Consider the following 19,248-nt stretch of genomic DNA (forward strand, 5'->3'; position numbering starts at 1 on the left):
GCCCGGTCCCGCCCGCCGAACACGCCGCCCACCGCCCACCGCCGGCCTCGGCCCTCCACCTGCCTCAGCCTTCCCCACGGGGTTCCTCGTCCGTGTCGCTGCGGGACTTCGCGGCGCGGCGCAGGCGGTGGTGGTGTCCGGCGCCCTGCTCTGTCATCGCCTCGCCGACCATCGCCCGCACCGCGTCCCGTACGCCGTGCAGCGCGTGGTGGCGCGCCGGGCCCGCGCCCGGGTCCTCGCGCAGCTCCTTCAGGAGGGCCCAGCACAGCCCCAGCATCACGATCACGAACGGCAGCGCCACCAGGATCGTCGCCGTCTGCAGCGAGTTCAGTCCGCCCGCGACGAGCAGCACGGCGGCCACCGCCGCCATGAGGATGCCCCAGGTGACCACGAGCCAGGTCGGCGGGTGCAGCGAGCCGCGGCTGGTCAGCGAGCCCATCACCAGCGACGCCGAGTCCGCGCTGGTGACGAAGTACGTCATGACCAGGATCATCGCGATCACCGACGTCACCGTGCCGATCGGCAGGGCGTCCAGCATCGCGAAGAGCGAGGCCTCCGCCCCGTCCTTCACCGCGCCCGCGAGATCGGCCGCGCCGGTCGAGTCGAGGCGGATCGCCGTCCCGCCCATCACGCAGAACCAGACGACCGTCGCCCCGCTCGGCACGAGCAGCACCCCGATGAGGAACTCCCGGATCGTGCGGCCGTGCGAGATCCGGGCGATGAACGTGCCGACGAACGGCGCCCAGGACAGCCACCAGGCCCAGTAGAAGATCGTCCACGCGCCCAGCCACGAGGGGTCCGTGAAGGCGCCCGTACGGGTCGCCATCGGCAGCAGCTCGTCCAGATAGCCGCCGAGGGAGGCGGGGATGGAATCGAGGATGTAGACCGTCGGGCCGAGGAGGAAGACGAAGAGCATCAGGCAGGTGGCGAGCACGATGTTGATCGTCGACAGCCACTTCACACCCTTGTGCAGTCCCGAGAAGGCCGACAGGACGAAGGCGGCGGAGAGCGAGGCGATGATGATCAGCTGCGTCGCCGTCGAGTCCTCGACGTCCATGGTCAGATTGAGGCCCTTGGAGACCTGGAGCGCGCCCACGCCCAGGCTGGTCGCCGTGCCGAAGACCGTCGCGAAGACGGCGAGCAGGTCGATCGCCCGGCCCTGCCACGACGCCGCCCTGCGGGCCCCGATCAGCGGGACGAACGCGGAGCTCAGCCGGGAGCCCCGGCCCTTGCGGAAGCCCGCGTAGGCCAGCGCGAGGCCGGCGATGCCGTAGATGGCCCACGGTGTGAGCGTCCAGTGGAAGAACGAGTACTCCATGGCGTTGAGGGCGGCGGTGCCGGTGCCCGGCTCGGCGCCGCTCGCCGGCGGCGGGGACAGGTAGTGCTGGAGCGGCTCCGCGACCCCGTAGAACATCAGACCGATGCCCATGCCCGCGCTGAACATCATCGCGATCCACGCGAGGTCGGTGAACTCCGGCTCGGAGTCGTCCGACCCGAGCCGGATCCGTCCGTAACGGCTCAGCGCGATCACCACGCACAGGACCAGGAAGGTGTCGGCGGCGATCACGAAGAGCCAGGCGAAGTTGTTCAGGACCCAGCCGAGGGCGGACGTGGAGGCGCTGTCGAAGGAATCCTTGCCGAGGGCGGCCCAGGCCACCATCGCGACGACGGCGGCCACGCCGATGCCGATGACCGCCTGATCAGGGGCGGGACCGGCGGACTTCTGATCGATCGGATCCGATTCCGTGCTCATATGCGCCCACTATGGTGCGGAATATCGCCTTATCAGGGGGTGGCACGCCGTCTGGGGGTGCGGATAGGGTCGGCCTCGGCGCGACTGCACGTTCGAAAGCAAGGGATGCAAGGTGACGGACGGAGCAGTAACTGAGGTCGCACGCGTACTCGTCGCGGCCGACAAGTTCAAGGGCTCGCTCACGGCCGTTCAGGTCGCGGAGCGGGTCACAGCAGGTCTGCGACGGGTCGTCCCGGAGCTGGAAGTGGAGACCCTGCCGGTTGCGGACGGCGGCGACGGTACGGTCGCGGCCGCGGTGGCGGCCGGTTTCGAGCGCCGTGAGGTACGGGTGACCGGGCCGGTCGGCGACCCCGTCACGGCGGCGTTCGCGCTGCGCGGGACGACGGCCGTGGTGGAGATGGCGGAGGCCTCGGGCCTCCAGCTGCTGCCCGCGGGTGTGTTCGCCCCCCTGACGTCGACGACGTACGGCTCCGGCGAGCTGCTGCGCGCCGCCCTGGACGCGGGCGCCACGACGATCGTCTTCGGCGTCGGCGGCAGCGCCACGACGGACGGCGGCGCCGGGATGCTGGCCGCGCTCGGCGCGGTCTTCCTGGACGCGGCGGGCGAGCGGGTGGGACCGGGCGGAGCGGCGCTTGCGGCGCTGGCGACCGCGGACCTGTCCGGCCTCGACCCGCGCTTCGCCGCCGTGGACCTGATCCTCGCGAGCGACGTCGACAACCCGCTGACGGGCCTGAAGGGCGCGCCCGCGGTGTACGGCCCGCAGAAGGGCGCGACGCCCGAGGACGTCGAGACGCTCGACGCGGCGCTCGCGCACTTCGTGACGGTCCTGGAGAAGGCCATCGGCCCCAAGGCCGCCGAGTGCGCGGTCGCGCCGGGCGCGGGCGGCGCGGGCGGCATCGGCTACGGGGCGCTGGTCGGCCTCGACGCGAGCTTCCGCCCCGGCATCGAGCTGATGCTGGACGTCCTCGGCTTCGCCCCGGCCCTCGACCGGGCCACGCTCGTCATCACCGGCGAGGGCTCGCTGGACGAGCAGACCCTGCACGGCAAGGCCCCGGCGGGTGTGGCGGCGGCGGCCCGGGCCGCAGGCAAGCCCGTCGTGGCGGTCTGCGGCCGCCTGGCCCTCACCCAGGAGGCCCTGACGGAGGCCGGCATCCGCCGCGCCTACCCCCTCTCGGCACTTGAGCCCGACCCGGCCAAGTCCATCCCGAACGCGGGCCCCCTCCTGGAAGAGGTCGCGGCCACCATCGCGGCGGACTACCTGGCGTAGGCCCGCCAGCGCCGGCCCGGACGAGGCAGGCCGTGGCGGGCAAGCCCCGAAGCCGCCGCCCCGGGTGCGGGGCGCGGCTCCGCACCCCCACCAGCCCCCGGCAGGGTCTCGGGAAGGGGCGGGGTGGGGGGTGTCGCCCCGGCGGTCACCCCACCCCCGCCCCCGTCAGGCGGAACGCGTCGAGTGCCAGGGTCATCTCCGTCAGGTCCCGTGGCCGGGACAAGGACCTCGACGTCAGCTGCTCCAGGCGGCGCAGGCGGTTGAAGACCGTGTTCCGGTGGCAGTACAGACGCGACGCCGCCCGCCCCGCCGAGCCCTCGCAGTCCAGCCAGACGTCCAGCGTCTCAAGGAGGACCGCACGGTCCGAGGGGTCCAGTTCGAGCAGCGCGCCCAGGACGTCCGCCACAAGGAGACCCGCCAGCTCCGGCTGCCCCACCACCAGCGCGCCCGCCATCCTGCGGTCGAGGCGGACGATCTGCCGCGAGTCCGGCGGACTCGTCCGCAGCGCCAGCTCCGCGAGCCGCCGGGCCCGGCCCAGCTCGGCCAGGCCCGTCACCACCGGGCTGATCCCGCCCGGACCCGGACACCGCCCCTGCAGCAGCTCCGACAGCGCGTCCAGACCCGTGCCCTCGGCCAGCGACACCACCCCGATCTCGCAGTCCGCGCCCATCCGCCACAGGAACCGCACCCCGGCCCCCTGAAGCCGCCGGTGGAACGGCTCCGGAACCTCCCGGCGGTCGGGCCGCAGCACCACCACCGCGTACCGCCCGTGCTCCGGCAGGTCCAGGCCCGCCGCCGCCCGTGACGTGACCTCGGGCGAGCGCTGCCCCTGGAGCAGCGCGTCGAGCAGCGCCTGGAGCTGCTCGTCCGTACGGCGCCGCAGCTCCAGCTCCGTCGCCCGGTACGCCTCCGACGCCGTGTCCGCCTGCGCGTCCACCGCCGACCACATGATCGTCGCCGACTGGGTCAGCGCCGCGAGCCTGGGCGGGAACGCCGACGCGTCCTCGATCAGCGCGTCCCACACCAGCTGCCCGGCGTGCCGGTACGCGTGCACGACCAGCTCCAGCGGCATGCCCTGCTCCGCGCGCCGCCGCCCCAGCTCGTCCGCGTGCGCCAGGTCCCGCCGGGGCGTGTCCCGGGGCGCCGAGATCATCTCGATCCCGATCCGCAGGGCCTCGTGGGCCTCGTGCCAGTGCTGGTCGTACGGCACGATCCGGCCGTACGCCGGTTCGTACTCGTGCAACTCCCTCAGATGCTCGTCCACCAGCTCCGGCAGCCGCTCCAGAAGCGCCGTGCACGCCTCCGCCAGCAGCTTCCAGTCGTCGCCGGTCCGCGGTCTGCGCCGTCCCATGCCCGGAGGATGCCACCCCCGCCCCCTTCCCGACAGGCCCCTGACACGCGGTGTTGTGCGCGTGCACAACCCACCCCCGCGCCCGCTGGTCACCGGCAGCGTTTCGGCCGCCGCACGTGGACGGACGGGCACCGCGGTGCTGGGGTGAGCGCCACTGAACGGGCCACGGAAGGGGAGCCATGGGAGGGACCGCACTCGCCCTCGAGGTCGCGGACCTGTCGGCGGGATACGGACCGGTTCGCGCGCTGAGGCAGGTGTCGCTCACCGTGCCCGAGGGCGGAGTCGTCACCGTCCTCGGCGGCAACGGAGCGGGCAAGTCCACGCTGCTGCGAGCCGTCTCGCGCACACTGTCGTTCCACGGCGGAGCCGTCACCTCCGGCACCGTGACCTTCGGCGGCCGGCCGATCGGCGGGCTCGCCCCCGACCGGGTCGTCGCCGCCGGGGTCTCCCAGGTGCCGGAAGGGCGGCAGGTCTTCGCGCGGATGACCGTCGAGGACAACCTGCGCGCCGGGGCGCTCGGCGCCCGCGACGACCGCGCGGGAAGGGCCGCCGCGCTCAAGCGGGTCCACGAGCTCTTCCCCGTCCTCGCCGAACGCGCCCACCAGCGCGCCGGGCTCCTGTCCGGCGGCGAGCAGCAGATGCTCGCCGTCGCCCGGGCCCTGATGGCCTCGCCGAAGCTGCTGCTCCTGGACGAGCCCTCGCTGGGCCTCGCCCCGCTGATGGCCGCCCGGATCGCCGACACCATCCGCGAGATCAACGCCCAGGGCACCGCCGTGCTCCTCGTCGAGCAGAACGCGGCGCTCGCGCTGCGGCTCGCCACCCGGGCGTACGTGCTGGAGGTCGGCGAGGTCACCCTGTCGGGACCGGCCGCCGAACTCGCCGCGTCCGACGAGGTCCGCCGCCGCTACCTGGGCGTCGTGGACGAGGACGCCGCCGCCGACGCGGCGACCGCCGCCACCGTCCACCCGGTGCTCTCCCGCTGGGAGGCCGCCCGATGACCCCGACCGCCCCCGGGCGCCCGGCGCCCCCCGACGGCCCGACCGCTCCCGACGTGCCCGCACTCGACGTCCGCGACGTCACCGTCCGGTTCGCCGGGCTCACCGCCCTCGACGCCGTCTCCTTCACCGTCCGCCCCGGCACCGTCCACGCCGTCATCGGCCCCAACGGCGCCGGCAAGTCCACCTGCTTCAACGTGCTCTCCGGGGTCTACAAGGCGACCTCGGGCAGCGTCCGCTTCGGCGGGCACGAGCTGACCGACCTGCCCCCGCACAAGATCGCCGAGCTGGGCGTCGCCCGTATCTTCCAGAACCTCGCGCTGCCGCCCCGCGCCACCGTCGAGGACAGCCTGATGCTCGGCCGGCACCGGCTCACCAGGACCGGCTTCCTCGCCGCCGGACTCCGGCTGCCCTCCGCCGCCCGCGAGGACGCCCGCCACCGGGCCCGCGTCCGCGAGATCGCCGCCTTCGTCGGCCTGGAGAAGCAGCTCCAGCAGCCCGCGGGCTCACTTCCGTACGGGCAGCAGAAGCTCGCCGAACTCGCCCGCGCCCTCTGCATGGAGCCCCAGCTGCTCCTCCTCGACGAACCCGTCGCCGGGATGACCGCCGACGAGCGGCGCCGTACCGCCGCCGTCATCGCCGGCGTCCGCGACAGCCTCGGGATCTCCATCGTCCTCGTCGAGCACGACATGGGAGTGGTGATGCGGCTCGCCGACGCCGTCACCGTCCTCGACTTCGGCCGCCGGATCGCCGACGGCGCCCCCGGCGACGTACAGAACGACCCGGCGGTCGTCCGCGCCTATCTCGGAGAGGAGACCGCCGAGTGACCACCTTCGCCGAACTCCTGCTCAACGGCGTCTCGTTGGGCTCGATCTACGCCCTCATCGCCCTCGGCTTCGTGGTGATCTTCCGCGCCACCGAGGTCGTCAACTTCGCCCACGCCTCGCTGCTCCTCGCCGGCGGCTACTTCACCGCCGTCCTCCACGACGACATCGGCTTCTGGCCCGCGCTCGCCGTCGGTATCGGCGGAGCGGCGGCCGTCGGCGCGGCCGTCGAGTTCCTCGTGATGCGCCGCTACCGGGGCTCCGACCACAGCGTCCTCGCCATCGTCACCATCGGCGTCGACATCCTGCTCGCCACCGAGCTGACCCGCCGCATCGGTACGGACATCCTGTCCCTCGGCGACCCGTGGGGCGACGCCGTCGTCACCTTCGGCCCGGTCACCCTCGCCCAGACCCGTATCGCGGCCTTCCTGGCCGCCGCCCTGCTCATCACCGCCTTCCTGCTGGCCTTCCGGTACACCTCCTGGGGCGTCGCCATGCGCGCCGCCGCCGAGAACCAGGAGACCGCCGCCCTGATGGGCATCCGGCTCGGCCGGGTCTCGCTCGGCGCCTGGGCGGTGGCCGGCGGACTCGCCGCCGTCGCCGCCCTCTTCCTCACCGTCTTCCCCACCCCCGGCCTGGAGCGCTCCACCTCCTTCGCCGCGATGAAGGCCTTCCCCGCCGCCATCCTCGGCGGCCTCGACTCCACCACCGGCGCCCTCGTCGGCGGCCTCCTGGTCGGCGTCACCGAGTCCCTCGCCACCGGCTACCAGGGCGATCTGACGTTCCTCGGCCGGGGCATCGGCGACCTCGCCCCGTACCTGGTGATGGTCGCGGTGCTGCTGATCCGCCCGGCCGGACTCTTCGGCACGAAGGAGCTCGCCCGTGTCTGAGACCCTCGCGCCCCGCTCCTTCGCCGCGCTCGCCCGGCCCCGCGTCTACGGATGGGCCGCCGCAGGACTCGTCCTCGTCGCCTTCCCCTTCTACCTGGACCGCTTCTGGCTCCAGGCCGGGCTCTTCGCCATGGCCGCCGCGATCGGCGCCATCGGCATCAACCTGCTGACCGGCGCCACCGGCCAGCTCTCCATGGGCCACGCCTTCTTCCTCGCCGTCGGCGCCTACGGCTACTGCGCCTTCGCGGGCGACGGCGCGGACGGGCTCACCGGGCTCGGTCTGCCGGGCTGGCTCGCCGCCGTCCTCGCGGTGGTCCTCGCGGGTCTGGCGGGCGGTGTGTTCAGCCCCATCGCCGGCCGGCTGCGCGGTGCCTACCTCGGCATCGCCACCCTCGCGCTGATCTTCATCGGCCAGCACGTCCTCTTCAACGCCCACGACCTCACCGGCGGCTTCAACGGCCGCGCGGTGCCCCCGCTCAGCCTCTTCGGGATCACCTTCGACGACACCGAGCTGCTCGTCGCCCAGGTGCCGTTCGGCTCCGCCGAGAAGCTCTGGTACCTCGGGCTCGTCCTCCTCCTCGCGGGCGCCCTGTTCGCCCGCGGGGTGCTGCGCGGCCGCCCCGGCCGCGCCATGAACGCCATCCGGGACCACCGGATCGCGGCGGGCGTCATGGGCATCCCCGTGGCCCGCTACCGCGCCGCCGTCTTCGTCCTGTCGTCCATGTACGCGGGTCTGGCGGGCGTGCTCCTCGCGCTGGTCTTCCAGCGGACCGTGCCGGAGTACTTCGGCATGCTGCTCTCCCTCGAATACCTGGCCATGATCGTCATCGGCGGTCTCGGCTCGGTCGCCGGAGCGGTCGTCGGAGGCGTCTTCGTCTCCCTGCTGCCGCAGCTCCTCAACCGGTACAGCGACGCGCTTCCCCTGGTCTCCGCCCCCGGGACGGGCGGGATCGCACCGGGGGAGGCCGCCCGCTACCTCTACGGCGCCGCCGTCGTCGCGGTGGTGCTCTTCCTGCCAGGAGGCCTGGTCCGGCTGGCCGCCCGGAAACGCAAGCGATCCACCCAACCCTCGACCTCGCACTCCTCTGGGGAGGAACGATGACCCACCGTCGCCTGACGTCCAGAACCCTGGCCGTCGCGCTCGCCACCCTCGTCGCCCTGACCGCCGCCGGCTGCAGCTCCAAGGCCAAGACCGGCGAGGACAAGGGCACCGGCGCCGGCGGGGTGAAGTCCGGTACGGGCGTCACCGACACGACCATCACGCTCGGCGCGCTCACCGACATGACCGGGGTGTACGCCACCCTCGGCAAGAGCGTCACGCAGGCCCAGCAGCTGTACGTCAAGCAGGTCAACGCGGCCGGCGGGATCTGCGGCCGGCAGCTGGAGCTGACGGTCCGCGACCACGGCTACGACCCGCAGAAGGCGCTCTCCGCGTACACCGAGCTGGAGCCGAAGGTCGTCGGCTACGCCCAGTTCATCGGCTCCCCGTTCGTCGCGGCGGTCAAGCAGCGCGTGGACGGCCAGGACAAGGGGCTCGTGCTGCCCCAGGCCTGGTCGGCCTCCCTGCTCGGCTCCCCGTACATCCGCGTCCTGGGCTCCACGTACGACATCGAGACGATCAACGCCGTCGACTTCCTGGTGAAGGAGAAGGGCCTGAAGGCGGGCGACAAGATCGGGCACGTCTACTTCGAGGGCGACTACGGCGAGAACGCCCTCGCGGGCTCGAAGTACGCGGCCGAGAAGGCGGGCCTCACCGTCGTCGAGCAGAAGATCAAGCCGACGGACAACGACATGTCGGCGCAGGTCGCGGCGCTCAAGCAGGCGGGCGTCAAGGGCATCGTGATCAGCGCGGGCCCCCGCCAGGCCGCCTCCCTGGTCGGCGTGGCGGCGGCGACGAAGCTCACCGTTCCGGTCATCGGCAACAACTCGGCGTTCGCCCCGCAGCTGCTCGGCACCCAGGCGGGGCCCGCCCTGGAGAAGATGTACTGGTTCGCCTCGCCGAGCCTGCCGATCGGCGCGGACACCGCGGCGGCGAAGAAGCTCGTCGCCGACTACAAGGCCGCGTACCCGAGCGACAGCCTCGACAACGGCATCGTCGCCGGCTGGACGGCCGCGAGCGTCTTCGGCGAGGCACTGAAGAAGGCCTGCGCGTCCAAGGACCTCACCCGGGAGGGCATCGACAAGGCGCTGCTGACCCTGAAGGACGTCGACCTCGGCTTCGGCATGACGCACGACTTCAGCGACCCGAAGGCCCCGTCCTCCCGCGAGTCGGTCATCATCCAGCCCGACAAGACCGTCCCCGGCGGCATGCGCACGGTCCGCGAGCCGTTCATCTCCGACGCCGCGAAGGAGTTCACCCCCAAGGCCGGCTGACCCCCGCCCGTACGGCACGCCCCGCCGCGCACCCCGCGCGGCGGGGCTCCGGCGTGTCATCTCCGCGAAACAGGACCGTGTGAGGCTCGGGCCATGGACACACACGCCCCCGCGACCACCGTCGACCTCCTGGACCCCGCCCGGATCCGCGCCCATGCCGCCGACGGCCTCGCCGCCCTCCTCGTCGACGCGGTCGACGGCGGAGCCTCCCTGGGCTTCCTGGCGCCCCTGGAGCCCGCCGAGGCGGCCCGGTGGTGGCAGAGCGTCGCCGACGAGGCGGAGCGGGGCGTACGGGACGTCTGGGCGGCCCACGGCCCGGACGGCGAGGTCCTCGGCGTGATCACCCTCGTCCGTACCGACAAGGCGAACGGCCGCCACCGCGGCGAGATCGCCCGGCTGATCGTCCACCGCGCCGCCCGCGGCCACGGCCTGGGGGCGGCCCTGCTCGCCGCGGCGGAGGCCCACGCGGCCGGCGAGGGCCTCACGCTCCTGGTCCTGGACACCCAGACCGACAGCCCCGCCGAGCGGCTGTACCGCAAGGCCGACTGGACCCCGGCCGGCACGATCCCGGACTTCGCCGCCGACCCCACAGGCACCCTGCGCCCCACCACGCTCTACTACAAGCGTCTCCCCTGAGGCGGACACGACGTGAAGCGGACACGAGGAAGGGCCCGGAGACCATGTCTCCGGGCCCTTCCTCGTACACATGAGGCTTTCCGCCTACCGCACCTGCGCGGCCTCCGCCTCGCGGGCCTCGCGGCTCTCACGGCGGTTGTCACGGAAGGTGTTCACTCGCCGGGCCGTCGCGAAGAGGGGGATCACGGCGCCCAGGACCACCTGCAGCGCGCAGCCGGTCTGGAGCAGCAGCTGCCCGCCCGGGGCGTCGAACGCCCAGGCCGCCAGCATGCCCATCGCGCCCACGATCCAGCTGAGCATCGCCACCGCGAGGATGCCCCGCGGCTTCGGGTACTCGACCCGGCTCACCATCAGCCAGGCGACACCGATGATCGCGAGCAGCGTCGGGACGAACGGCAGCTCCAGAAGCACGATCGAGACGACCGTCAGCGCGCCGAAGGGGCTCGGCATGCCCTGGAACATGCCGTCCTTCATCGTCACGCACGAGAATCTCGCGAGCCTCAGCACGACCGCGAGCAGCACCGCGACCGCGGCCACCGCCGAGACCTTCTGCTGCGCGCCGTCCGGGACCGCGACCATGCCGTACACGAGGACGAAGTAGGCCGGGGCCAGACCGAAGCTGATGAGGTCCGACAGGTTGTCGAGCTCCGCGCCCATCGGCGACGAGCGCAGCTTGCGGGCCACGATGCCGTCGAAGAGGTCGAAGATCGCCGCGGCCAGCATGAGGATCACGGCGGTGGCGGCGCTGTTGCGCGCCATGCCGGTCTCCGCGCTGCCCGTGAGGTGCGGGATGAGGATGCCGGTGGTGGTGAAGTACACCGCCATGAATCCACACGTGGCGTTACCGAGCGTGAGGGCGTCCGCTATGGACAGCCTCAGCGACAGCGGCATCTCCTCCGACTCCTCGGCCTCCTCCGCGTCCGCGTCGGCGGCCCAGTCGGCGGCCCGGGTGTCGGGATCAATCACGGTCAATGCGAGTCACCCCCGCGGTCGTGGTCTGACCGACCTCGACGGCGACGTCGACACCTTCCGGAAGGTAGATGTCAACGCGCGACCCGAAGCGGATCAGACCGATGCGCTCGCCCTGCTCGACCTTCGTCCCCTGGGGGATGTACGGCACGATGCGCCGGGCGACGGCACCGGCGATCTGCACCATCTCGATGTCACCGAGCTCGGTGTCGAAGTGCCAGACAACGCGCTCGTTGTTCTCGCTCTCCTTGTTGAACGCCGGGACGAACCCGCCGGGGACGTGCTCCACGGACGTCACCGTGCCGGCCAGCGGCGCGCGGTTGACGTGGACGTTCAGCGGGCTCATGAAGATGGCGACCCGGGTGCGTCCGTCCTTCCACGGCATGATGCTCTGCACCACACCGTCGGCGGGGGAGATGACCCGGCCCTGAGCGATCTCGCGCTCGGGGTCGCGGAAGAACCACAGCATGCCCGCCGCCAGAGCGGTGGTGGGCACGGCGATGGCCGCGGCACGCCGGGACTTGCGCGCACGCGCGAGGCTCAGCGCCGCGGTGGCGACGGTCGGCAGAAGCCACGGCGATGCTCCGCGTGCGATGCGTACGCCGGCGAGGCTGTCGCGAGGTGCAGAGGTTTGGCTGTGGGGCATGGATGACCTTCGTAGCGGATGATGCCGCACTGGCAACGGGGGACGGCGGCTTTCAAACGATGCTATCGGTTGCGGGCCGCAACTGGGTAAGCCAGCAGCCGAGTCGGCGGCCGGAAGACGGACACGGGGTGTGATCTTCTTCGCGGCCGAACCGACTCAAAGGCGACAATCAACCCTGGAACCGGTACTCCTCGAGCAGCCGACGACCGATGATCATTTTCTGGATCTCGGCGGTACCTTCACCGATGAGCAGCATCGGCGCCTCCCGGTAGAGACGCTCGATCTCGTACTCCTTCGAGAACCCGTATCCGCCGTGGATACGGAAGGCGTCCTCGACGACTTCCTTGCAGTATTCGGAGGCGAGGTACTTCGCCATCCCCGCTTCGAGGTCGTTTCGTTCCCCGGAGTCCTTCTTGCGTGCTGCGTTCACCATCATCGCATGAGCGGCCTCGACCTTGGTAGCCATCTCGGCGAGCTTGAACTGAATCGCCTGGTGCTGGGCGATCGCCTTGCCGAAAGTGTGACGTTGCTGGGCATACGAGACACCCAGTTCAAAAGCACGCTGCGCGACACCGCAGCCACGGGCCGCGACATTGACGCGGCCGACCTCCACGCCGTCCATCATTTGGTAAAACCCTCGGCCGGTGACCCCGCCGAGGACCCGATTGGCCGGAATGCGCAGTCCGTCCATGATGAGTTCGGTCGTGTCGACGCCCTTGTAACCCATCTTGTCGATCTTCCCCGGGATCGTGAGGCCGGGGCGGACCTCTCCGAAGCCGGCCTCCTTCTCCACGAGGAAGGTCGTCATCGACTTGTGGGGCGCGGTCCCCTCGGGGTGTCCTTCGTCACTTCGGACGAGAACGGCGACCAGGGTTGACGTTCCGCCGTTCGTCAGCCACATCTTCTGGCCGTTGAGGACGTACTCGTCGCCGTCCTTGACGGCCTTGGACGTGATGGCCGACACATCCGAGCCGAGGCCCGGCTCCGACATCGAGAACGCGCCACGCGTCTCGCCGGCCGCCATCCGGGGCAGGAAGTAGTCCTTCTGCTCCTGGGTGCCGTGCTGCTTGAGCATGTACGCCACGATGAAGTGGGTGTTGATGATGCCGGAGACCGACATCCAGCCACGGGCGATCTCCTCCACGCACAGCGCGTAGGTGAGCAGCGACTCGCCCAGGCCCCCGTACTCCTCGGGGATCATCAGACCGAAGAGACCGAGCTCCTTCAGCCCGTCCACGATCTGCTGCGGGTACTCGTCGCGGTGCTCCAGTTCGGTGGCGACCGGGATGATCTCCTTGTCGACGAACTCCCGGACGGTCTTGAGGATCTCCTGCTGGACGTCGGTGAGCCCGGCGGTCTGGGCGAGTCGGGCCATGGCTACTTCTCCGTCTTCTTGGCGGGCTCGATGAGCTCGGGGCGGCCGGGCTGCTCGCCGCCGCGCTCCTTGATGTACGTCTCGGTGGGCACCATCACCTTGCGGCGGAAGACGCACACGAGCGTGCCGTCCTGCTTGTAGCCCTTGGTCTCCACGTACACGATCCCGCGGTCGTTCTTCGACTTCGACGGGGTCTTGTCGAGGACCGTGGTCTCGCCGTAGATGGTGTCGCCATGGAAGGTCGGCGCCACGTGGCGCAGCGACTCGATCTCCAGGTTGGCGATCGCCTTGCCCGAGACGTCCGGCACGGACATGCCGAGCAGCAGCGAGTAGATGTAGTTGCCGACGACGACGTTCTTGCCGAAGTCCGTCGTGTTCTCGGCGTAGTTCACATCCATGTGCAGCGGATGGTGGTTCATCGTCAGCAGACAGAAGAGGTGGTCGTCGTACTCGGTGACCGTCTTCCCGGGCCAGTGCTTGTAGACGGCGCCGACTTCGAACTCTTCGTAGGTACGGCCGAACTGCATCGGACTCAGGCCTCCGGGATCTCGAACTTGCTGGTGCGCTGCATGCCGGCGGCGCGGCCCTTGCCGGAGATGACCAGGGCCATCTTGCGGGAGGCCTCGTCGATCATCTCGTCGCCGAGCATGGCCGAGCCCTTCTTCCCGCCGGCCTCGGAGGTGTAGTAGTCGTACGCGTCCAGGATCAGCTCGGCGTGGTCGTAGTCCTCCTGCGAGGGCGAGAAGATCTCGTTCGCGGCGGCGACCTGGTCCGGGTGCAGCACCCACTTGCCGTCGAAGCCGAGGGCGGCGGCGCGGCGGGCGACCGCCTGGTAGCCCTCGGGGTTGCGGATCTGCAGGTAGGGACCGTCGATCGCCTGGAGGTTGTTCGCGCGGGCGGCCATCAGGATCTTCATGAGGATGTAGTGGTACGCGTCGGCGTCGTAGCCCGGCGGCTGCTCGCCGACGACCAGGGACTTCATGTTGATGGAGGCCATGAAGTCGGCCGGGCCGAAGATGATGGTCTCGACGCGCTGCGAGGCCGTGGCGATCGCGTTGACGTTGTTCAGGCCCTGCGCGTTCTCGATCTGCGCCTCGATGCCGATCTTGCCGACCTCGAAGCCCATCGTCTTCTCGATCTGGGTGAGCAGCAGGTCGAGCGCCACGATCTGCTGGGCGTCCTGGACCTTCGGCAGCATGATGCAGTCGAGGTTCTGGCCGGCGCCCTCGACGACGGTGACGACGTCCCGGTACGTCCAGCGGGTGGTCCAGTCGTTGACCCGCACGACACGCGTCTTGCCGGTCCAGTCGCCCTCGTTGAGGAACTTGACGATGGTGTGCCGGGCCTCGGGCTTGGCGAGCGGCGCGCAGGCGTCCTCCAGGTCCAGGAACACCTGGTCGGCGGCGAGCCCCTGGGCCTTCTCCAGGAAGCGCGGGTTGGAGCCGGGGACCGCCAGGCAGGAGCGGCGGGGGCGCAGCCGGTTCACGGGGGAAGCGGGGCTGGTCATGCGGGGACCTCCAGGGGGTCGAGCTTGTTCGCTTTCCGGATCTCGTCGACGATACGGCCGATGATCTCGGTGATGCCGAAGTCCTTCGGGGTGAAGACGGCGGCCACTCCCGCCCGCTTCAGTTCGGCGGCGTCGGCGTTCGGGATGATCCCGCCGACGATGACCGGGACGTCGTGGGCGCCGGCCTCCCGGAGGCGGTCCAGGACGTCGGGGACCAGTTCGGAGTGGGAGCCGGAGAGGATCGACAGGCCGACGCAGTGCACGTCCTCCGCGAGGGCCGCGTTGACGATCTGCTCGGGCGTCAGCCGGATCCCCTGGTAGACGACCTCGAATCCGGCGTCACGCGCGCGGACGGCGATCTGCTCGGCCCCGTTGGAGTGCCCGTCCAGGCCCGGCTTGCCGACCAGGAGCCGCAGCCGCCCGGAGCCCAGCTCCGCGGCGGTCTTCGCCACCTTCTCCCGGACGAGGGCGAGCGGCGTGCCCTCCTCGGCCGTCACCGCGACCGGGGCGGAGGAGACGCCCGTGGGGGCGCGGTACTCGCCGAACACCTCGCGCAGCGCCCCGGCCCACTCGCCCGTGGTGACCCCGGCGCGGGCGCACTCCAGGGTGGCCTCCATGAGGTTCGCGCTGCCCCGGGCGGCCTCCTTCAGGCGCTCCAGCGCCTTGCAGGGGCGCGGGTGGTTGAACGGGGGCTGGTAGCGGGTGTCGCGCCAGGTGCCGAGGGAGGCGACGACCTTGGCCTCGTTCGCCGGGTCGACCGACATGATCGCCGTGTCGAGGTCGGCGGTGAGCGGGTTCTCCTCGGTCGACTGGAAGATGTTGACACCGATGATCTTCTCGTCGCCCGCCTCGATCCGGGCGCGCCGCTCGGCGTGCGAGGAGACCAGCTGCGACTTCAGGTAGCCGGACTCGACGGCTGCCATCGCGCCGCCCATCTCCTGGATCCGGTCGATCTCCGCCAGGCACTCCTCGACGAGCGAGTCGACCTTGGCCTCGATGACGTGCGAGCCGGCGAAGATGTCCTCGTACTCCAGCAGGTCGGACTCGTGGGCGAGCACCTGCTGGATGCGGAGCGACCACTGCTGGTCCCAGGGGCGCGGCAGGCCCAGCGCCTCGTTCCAGGCGGGCAGCTGGACGGCCCGCGCGCGGGCGTCCTTGGAGAGGGTGACGGCCAGCATCTCCAGGACGATCCGCTGGACGTTGTTCTCCGGCTGCGCCTCGGTCAGCCCGAGCGAGTTGACCTGGACGCCGTAGCGGAACCGGCGCTGCTTGGCGTCCTCGATGCCGTACCGCTCGCGGGTGACCTTGTCCCAGATGCGGCCGAAGGCGCGCATCTTGCACATCTCCTCGATGAAGCGGACGCCCGCGTTCACGAAGAACGAGATACGGGCGACCACTTCGCCGAAGCGTTCGGCCGGGACCTGGCCGGAGTCCCGGACCGCGTCGAGCACCGCGATCGCGGTGGACATCGCGTACGAGATCTCCTGGACCGGAGTGGCCCCCGCCTCCTGCAGGTGGTAGCTGCAGATGTTGATCGGGTTCCACTTCGGGATGTGGTTCACCGTGTAGGTGATCATGTCCGTCGTGAGCCGGAGCGAGGGGCCGGGCGGGAAGACGTGCGTCCCGCGCGACAGGTACTCCTTCACGATGTCGTTCTGGGTGGTGCCCTGGAGCTTGGTGACGTCCGCGCCCTGCTCCTCGGCGACCACCTGGTAGAGCGCCAGGAGCCACATCGCCGTGGCGTTGATGGTCATCGAGGTGTTCATCTGTTCCAGGGGGATGTCCTGGAACAGCCGGCGCATGTCACCGAGGTGCGAGACCGGGACCCCGACCCGGCCGACCTCGCCGCGGGCGAGGATGTGGTCGGGGTCGTAGCCGGTCTGCGTGGGCAGGTCGAACGCGACCGAGAGGCCGGTCTGACCCTTGGCGAGGTTGCGGCGGTACAGCTCGTTGGACGCCTCGGCGGTCGAGTGGCCGGCGTAGGTCCGCATGAGCCACGGCCGGTCCTTCTGACGCTCTGTCATGGACGTGTCCCGGTCTCAGATGTTGCGGAAGCGGTTGATGGCGTCGATGTGCTTCACGCGCATCTCCGGGTTCCGGACGCCCAGGCCCTCCTCGGGGGCGAGCGCGAGGACGCCGACCTTGCCCTGGTGCAGGTTGCGGTGCACGTCGTAGGCGGCCTGGCCGGTCTCCTCCAGGGAGTAGACCTTGGAGAGCGTCGGGTGGATCTTGCCCTTCGCGATCAGCCGGTTGGCCTCCCAGGCCTCGCGGTAGTTGGCGAAGTGCGAGCCGATGATGCGCTTCAGCGACATCCACAGGTAGCGGTTGTCGTACTCGTGCATGTAGCCCGAGGTCGAGGCGCAGGTGGTGATGGTGCCGCCCTTGCGGGTGACGTACACGCTCGCGCCGAAGGTCTCGCGGCCCGGGTGCTCGAAGACGATGTCGATGTCCTCGCCGCCGGTCAGCTCGCGGATGCGCTTGCCGAAGCGCTTCCACTCCTTGGGGTCCTGGGTCTGCTCGTCCTTCCAGAACTTGTAGCCCTCGGCGTTGCGGTCGATGACCGCCTCCGCGCCCATGGAGCGGCAGATGGCGGCCTTCTCCGGGGAGGAGACGACACAGATCGGGTTGGCGCCGCCGGCCAGCGCGAACTGGGTGGCGTACGAGCCGAGTCCGCCGCTCGCGCCCCAGATCAGGACGTTGTCGCCCTGCTTCATGCCGGCGCCGTTGCGGGAGACCAGCTGGCGGTACGCGGTGGAGTTGACCAGACCGGGGGAGGCGGCCTCCTCCCAGCTCAGGTGGTCCGGCTTCGGCATCAGCTGGTTGGACTTGACCAGTGCGATCTCGGCCAGGCCGCCGAAGTTGGTCTCGAAGCCCCAGATGCGCTGCTCGGGGTCGAGCATCGTGTCGTTGTGGCCGTCCGAGGACTCCAGCTCGACCGAGAGGCAGTGCGCGACGACCTCGTCGCCCGGCTTCCAGGAGTTCACGCCCGGGCCGGTGCGCAGCACGACGCCCGCGAGGTCGGAGCCGATGATGTGGTATGGCAGGTCGTGGCGCTTGCTGAGCTCGCTCAGGCGGCCGTAGCGCTCCAGGAAGCCGAAGGTGGACACCGGCTCGAAGATCGAGGTCCAGACCGAGTTGTAGTTCACGGAGCTGGCCATGACGGCGACCAGGGCCTCGCCCGGGCCGAGCTCGGGGAGCGGCACGTCGTCCAGGTGGAGCGACTTGCGGGGGTCCTTCTCGCGGCTCTCGAGACCGGCGAAGATCTCGACCTCGTCCTTGTGGACGGTCACGGCTCGGTACGACTCGGGGAGCTTGATGTTGGCGAAGTCCGAGGACGTGGAGTCCGGGGACTGGATCGCGTCCAGGATGTCCTTCACGGGGTGCCTCCGGCGGTGCGGTGAACGTCAGGGGAGTTACAGCGGTGGAGGTGTGCCGTCGGTTCGGCGGGTGGTGCGGGGTGGGCCGGCGCCTGGTGGGCGCTGACGTTGCCTGTGACGCAGGCGTCCGGGCGCACAATCACGATCGCTTGTGGGGACAGCCGGCGCACGAGGAGACCTCTGCGCGCCGGCCGCCCGGACAACATCAACGTATGGCACCGCGTGTCACCTGACAAGGCACTGCGTGCCAACAATTTCACTCATATGCAATCTGCTGGTCACACATGAGCGATGATCGATCGAATCGGTCCCCGTGTGGGCTGCAAATCGCCAGGAAAGCGGCGAAGGCCGCCCCGTGGTCGGGGGCGGCCTTCGCCGTACGTGGAGTGCGTGGAGGGTGCCTCAGCCCTTCAGGGCCTGCTGGATCGTCCGCATGACCTCGTCCAGGGGCGCGTCCGTGCGCGCCACGGCGATCACCACGTCCCCCTCGCCGGTCACCGTCGCCGCCGCCGGGGCGGAGGCCTGAGGCGCCGCCTGGGCGGCCTGCCCGGCCGAGGCCGGGCGGGCGCCTATGCCGGAGCCGAACGTGTCCCGCACGATCGCGAACGCGTGGTCGAGCTGCGTCTCCACGTCGCCCTGGCCGCCGGCCCGCAGCCAGCGGCGCAGCACGTGGTTGTGGGCCGTGACCACCGCCGAGGCGGCCACCTCGGCGAGCAGCGGGTCGTCGTTGCCGTCGTGGTGGTCCCGCTCGTCGAAGTGACCCAGCAGATAGCGGGTGAAGAGCCGCTCGTAGCGGGCCACCGAGGCGATCTCGCGCTCCCGCAGGGTGGGCACCTCGCGGGTGAGCCGGTACCGCTCCACGGAGACCGCGGGGGACGCCGCGTACATCTTCATGACTTCCTTGATGCCCCGGCAGACCGTGTCCAGCGGGTGCTCGTGCGGCGGCGCGGCGTTCAGCACCGCCTCCGCCCGCACCAGGGTGTCGTCGTGGTCGGGGAAGATCGCCTCTTCCTTGGAGCGGAAGTGGCGGAAGAACGTCCGGCGGGCCACCCCGGCCGCCGCCGCGATCTCGTCGACCGTGGTGGCCTCGTACCCCTTGGTCGCGAACAGCTCCATGGCCGCGGCCGCCAGCTCACGGCGCATCTTCAACCGCTGCGCGGCCGCGCGGGTACCCGCGGCGCTCTCCGTGTCGGCGGTGGACAGGGACGTGGCACGGGGTGACTTCGCGGCCTTGGACATGTCCTGAACGTACTGCATCAGTGCGGGAGTGTGCCCAGGTGGGGGA

General features: G+C 70.9%; 17 protein-coding genes. 7 read left to right on the forward strand and 10 right to left on the reverse strand.

Translation table 11 applies throughout. The annotated features are described in order from the left end of the window. Positions 1-64 precede the first annotated feature (64 nt). Positions 65-1,753, reverse strand: a complete 1,689-nt coding sequence (locus ACF09C_RS06135; RefSeq protein WP_392089253.1) for a BCCT family transporter — start codon at positions 1,751-1,753, stop codon at positions 65-67. 112 nt (positions 1,754-1,865) lie between these two features. Here ACF09C_RS06135 and ACF09C_RS06140 point away from each other — a divergent pair, with 112 nt between their 5' ends. Then, a complete protein-coding gene (locus tag ACF09C_RS06140) occupies positions 1,866-3,020 on the forward strand; it encodes a glycerate kinase (protein WP_392089256.1) in 1,155 nt (384 codons plus the stop codon). Positions 3,021-3,165: 145 nt separating this feature from the next. Here ACF09C_RS06140 and ACF09C_RS06145 read toward each other — a convergent pair whose 3' ends face one another. Beyond that, the gene (locus tag ACF09C_RS06145; protein ID WP_392089259.1) at positions 3,166-4,371 is read right to left on the reverse strand and encodes a PucR family transcriptional regulator; all 1,206 of its coding nucleotides are present in this window, start codon (positions 4,369-4,371) and stop codon (positions 3,166-3,168) included. Positions 4,372-4,550: 179 nt separating this feature from the next. Here ACF09C_RS06145 and ACF09C_RS06150 point away from each other — a divergent pair, with 179 nt between their 5' ends. The 6 genes from ACF09C_RS06150 to ACF09C_RS06175 all read left to right on the forward strand — a co-directional run bounded on the left by ACF09C_RS06150 (position 4,551) and on the right by ACF09C_RS06175 (position 10,089). Beyond that, positions 4,551-5,369, forward strand: a complete 819-nt coding sequence (locus ACF09C_RS06150) for an ABC transporter ATP-binding protein (RefSeq protein ID WP_392089261.1) — start codon at positions 4,551-4,553, stop codon at positions 5,367-5,369. Then, positions 5,366-6,193, forward strand: a complete 828-nt coding sequence (locus tag ACF09C_RS06155) for an ABC transporter ATP-binding protein (protein WP_392089264.1) — start codon at positions 5,366-5,368, stop codon at positions 6,191-6,193. The genes ACF09C_RS06150 and ACF09C_RS06155 overlap by 4 nt, the downstream gene beginning before the upstream one ends. After that, positions 6,190-7,080, forward strand: coding sequence for a branched-chain amino acid ABC transporter permease (locus tag ACF09C_RS06160; RefSeq protein WP_392089267.1), 891 nt, complete (start codon positions 6,190-6,192; stop codon positions 7,078-7,080). Before ACF09C_RS06155 ends, ACF09C_RS06160 begins: the two co-directional genes overlap by 4 nt. Next, positions 7,073-8,182: a branched-chain amino acid ABC transporter permease gene (locus ACF09C_RS06165; protein WP_392089270.1), complete on the forward strand. Its 1,110-nt coding sequence runs from the start codon at positions 7,073-7,075 to the stop codon at positions 8,180-8,182. Before ACF09C_RS06160 ends, ACF09C_RS06165 begins: the two co-directional genes overlap by 8 nt. Then, the gene (locus tag ACF09C_RS06170; RefSeq protein ID WP_392089272.1) at positions 8,179-9,453 is read left to right on the forward strand and encodes an ABC transporter substrate-binding protein; all 1,275 of its coding nucleotides are present in this window, start codon (positions 8,179-8,181) and stop codon (positions 9,451-9,453) included. Before ACF09C_RS06165 ends, ACF09C_RS06170 begins: the two co-directional genes overlap by 4 nt. A gap of 93 nt (positions 9,454-9,546) precedes the next feature. Continuing rightward, on the forward strand, positions 9,547-10,089 hold the full coding sequence (locus ACF09C_RS06175; RefSeq protein WP_392089275.1) for a GNAT family N-acetyltransferase: 543 nt from the start codon (positions 9,547-9,549) through the stop codon (positions 10,087-10,089). Between the two features lie 84 nt (positions 10,090-10,173). Here ACF09C_RS06175 and pssA read toward each other — a convergent pair whose 3' ends face one another. The 8 genes from pssA to ACF09C_RS06215 form a co-directional block, all read right to left on the reverse strand. Then, on the reverse strand, positions 10,174-11,055 hold the full coding sequence (gene pssA, locus ACF09C_RS06180; RefSeq protein WP_392090238.1) for a CDP-diacylglycerol--serine O-phosphatidyltransferase: 882 nt from the start codon (positions 11,053-11,055) through the stop codon (positions 10,174-10,176). Continuing rightward, positions 11,048-11,704 (reverse strand): phosphatidylserine decarboxylase, encoded by a 657-nt coding sequence (locus ACF09C_RS06185; protein WP_362410203.1) that lies wholly within the window; start codon positions 11,702-11,704, stop codon positions 11,048-11,050. Before ACF09C_RS06185 ends, pssA begins: the two co-directional genes overlap by 8 nt. A gap of 169 nt (positions 11,705-11,873) precedes the next feature. Beyond that, on the reverse strand, positions 11,874-13,079 hold the full coding sequence (locus ACF09C_RS06190; protein ID WP_362410200.1) for an acyl-CoA dehydrogenase family protein: 1,206 nt from the start codon (positions 13,077-13,079) through the stop codon (positions 11,874-11,876). A 2-nt stretch (positions 13,080-13,081) separates the two neighbouring features. Then, on the reverse strand, positions 13,082-13,606 hold the full coding sequence (locus ACF09C_RS06195; protein WP_030320137.1) for a MaoC family dehydratase: 525 nt from the start codon (positions 13,604-13,606) through the stop codon (positions 13,082-13,084). Positions 13,607-13,611: 5 nt separating this feature from the next. Further along, positions 13,612-14,586: an HpcH/HpaI aldolase/citrate lyase family protein gene (locus ACF09C_RS06200; protein ID WP_392089278.1), complete on the reverse strand. Its 975-nt coding sequence runs from the start codon at positions 14,584-14,586 to the stop codon at positions 13,612-13,614. After that, the gene (locus tag ACF09C_RS06205) at positions 14,583-16,610 is read right to left on the reverse strand and encodes a protein meaA (protein ID WP_392089281.1); all 2,028 of its coding nucleotides are present in this window, start codon (positions 16,608-16,610) and stop codon (positions 14,583-14,585) included. The genes ACF09C_RS06200 and ACF09C_RS06205 overlap by 4 nt, the downstream gene beginning before the upstream one ends. Positions 16,611-16,625: 15 nt before the next feature. After that, on the reverse strand, positions 16,626-17,963 hold the full coding sequence (gene ccrA, locus ACF09C_RS06210; protein WP_392089283.1) for a crotonyl-CoA carboxylase/reductase: 1,338 nt from the start codon (positions 17,961-17,963) through the stop codon (positions 16,626-16,628). Between the two features lie 402 nt (positions 17,964-18,365). Further along, the gene (locus ACF09C_RS06215) at positions 18,366-19,202 is read right to left on the reverse strand and encodes a TetR family transcriptional regulator (RefSeq protein WP_392090240.1); all 837 of its coding nucleotides are present in this window, start codon (positions 19,200-19,202) and stop codon (positions 18,366-18,368) included. Positions 19,203-19,248 lie beyond the last annotated feature (46 nt).

It is taken from the genome of Streptomyces sp. NPDC014870, assembly GCF_043081505.1.
In the GTDB taxonomy this organism is placed as follows: Bacteria; Actinomycetota; Actinomycetes; order Streptomycetales; family Streptomycetaceae; genus Streptomyces.

Coding starts and splice junctions, on each gene's coding strand:
- ACF09C_RS06135 (WP_392089253.1), bottom strand. CDS start 1,753: ATGAGCACGGAATCGGATCCGATCGATCAGAAGTCCGCCGGTCCCGCC.
- ACF09C_RS06145 (WP_392089259.1), bottom strand. CDS start 4,371: ATGGGACGGCGCAGACCGCGGACCGGCGACGACTGGAAGCTGCTGGCG.
- ACF09C_RS06150 (WP_392089261.1), top strand. CDS start 4,551: ATGGGAGGGACCGCACTCGCCCTCGAGGTCGCGGACCTGTCGGCGGGA.
- ACF09C_RS06155 (WP_392089264.1), top strand. CDS start 5,366: ATGACCCCGACCGCCCCCGGGCGCCCGGCGCCCCCCGACGGCCCGACC.
- ACF09C_RS06170 (WP_392089272.1), top strand. CDS start 8,179: ATGACCCACCGTCGCCTGACGTCCAGAACCCTGGCCGTCGCGCTCGCC.
- ACF09C_RS06175 (WP_392089275.1), top strand. CDS start 9,547: ATGGACACACACGCCCCCGCGACCACCGTCGACCTCCTGGACCCCGCC.
- ACF09C_RS06185 (WP_362410203.1), bottom strand. CDS start 11,704: ATGCCCCACAGCCAAACCTCTGCACCTCGCGACAGCCTCGCCGGCGTA.
- ACF09C_RS06190 (WP_362410200.1), bottom strand. CDS start 13,079: ATGGCCCGACTCGCCCAGACCGCCGGGCTCACCGACGTCCAGCAGGAG.
- ACF09C_RS06195 (WP_030320137.1), bottom strand. CDS start 13,606: ATGCAGTTCGGCCGTACCTACGAAGAGTTCGAAGTCGGCGCCGTCTAC.
- ACF09C_RS06200 (WP_392089278.1), bottom strand. CDS start 14,586: ATGACCAGCCCCGCTTCCCCCGTGAACCGGCTGCGCCCCCGCCGCTCC.
- ACF09C_RS06205 (WP_392089281.1), bottom strand. CDS start 16,610: ATGACAGAGCGTCAGAAGGACCGGCCGTGGCTCATGCGGACCTACGCC.
- ACF09C_RS06215 (WP_392090240.1), bottom strand. CDS start 19,202: ATGTCCAAGGCCGCGAAGTCACCCCGTGCCACGTCCCTGTCCACCGCC.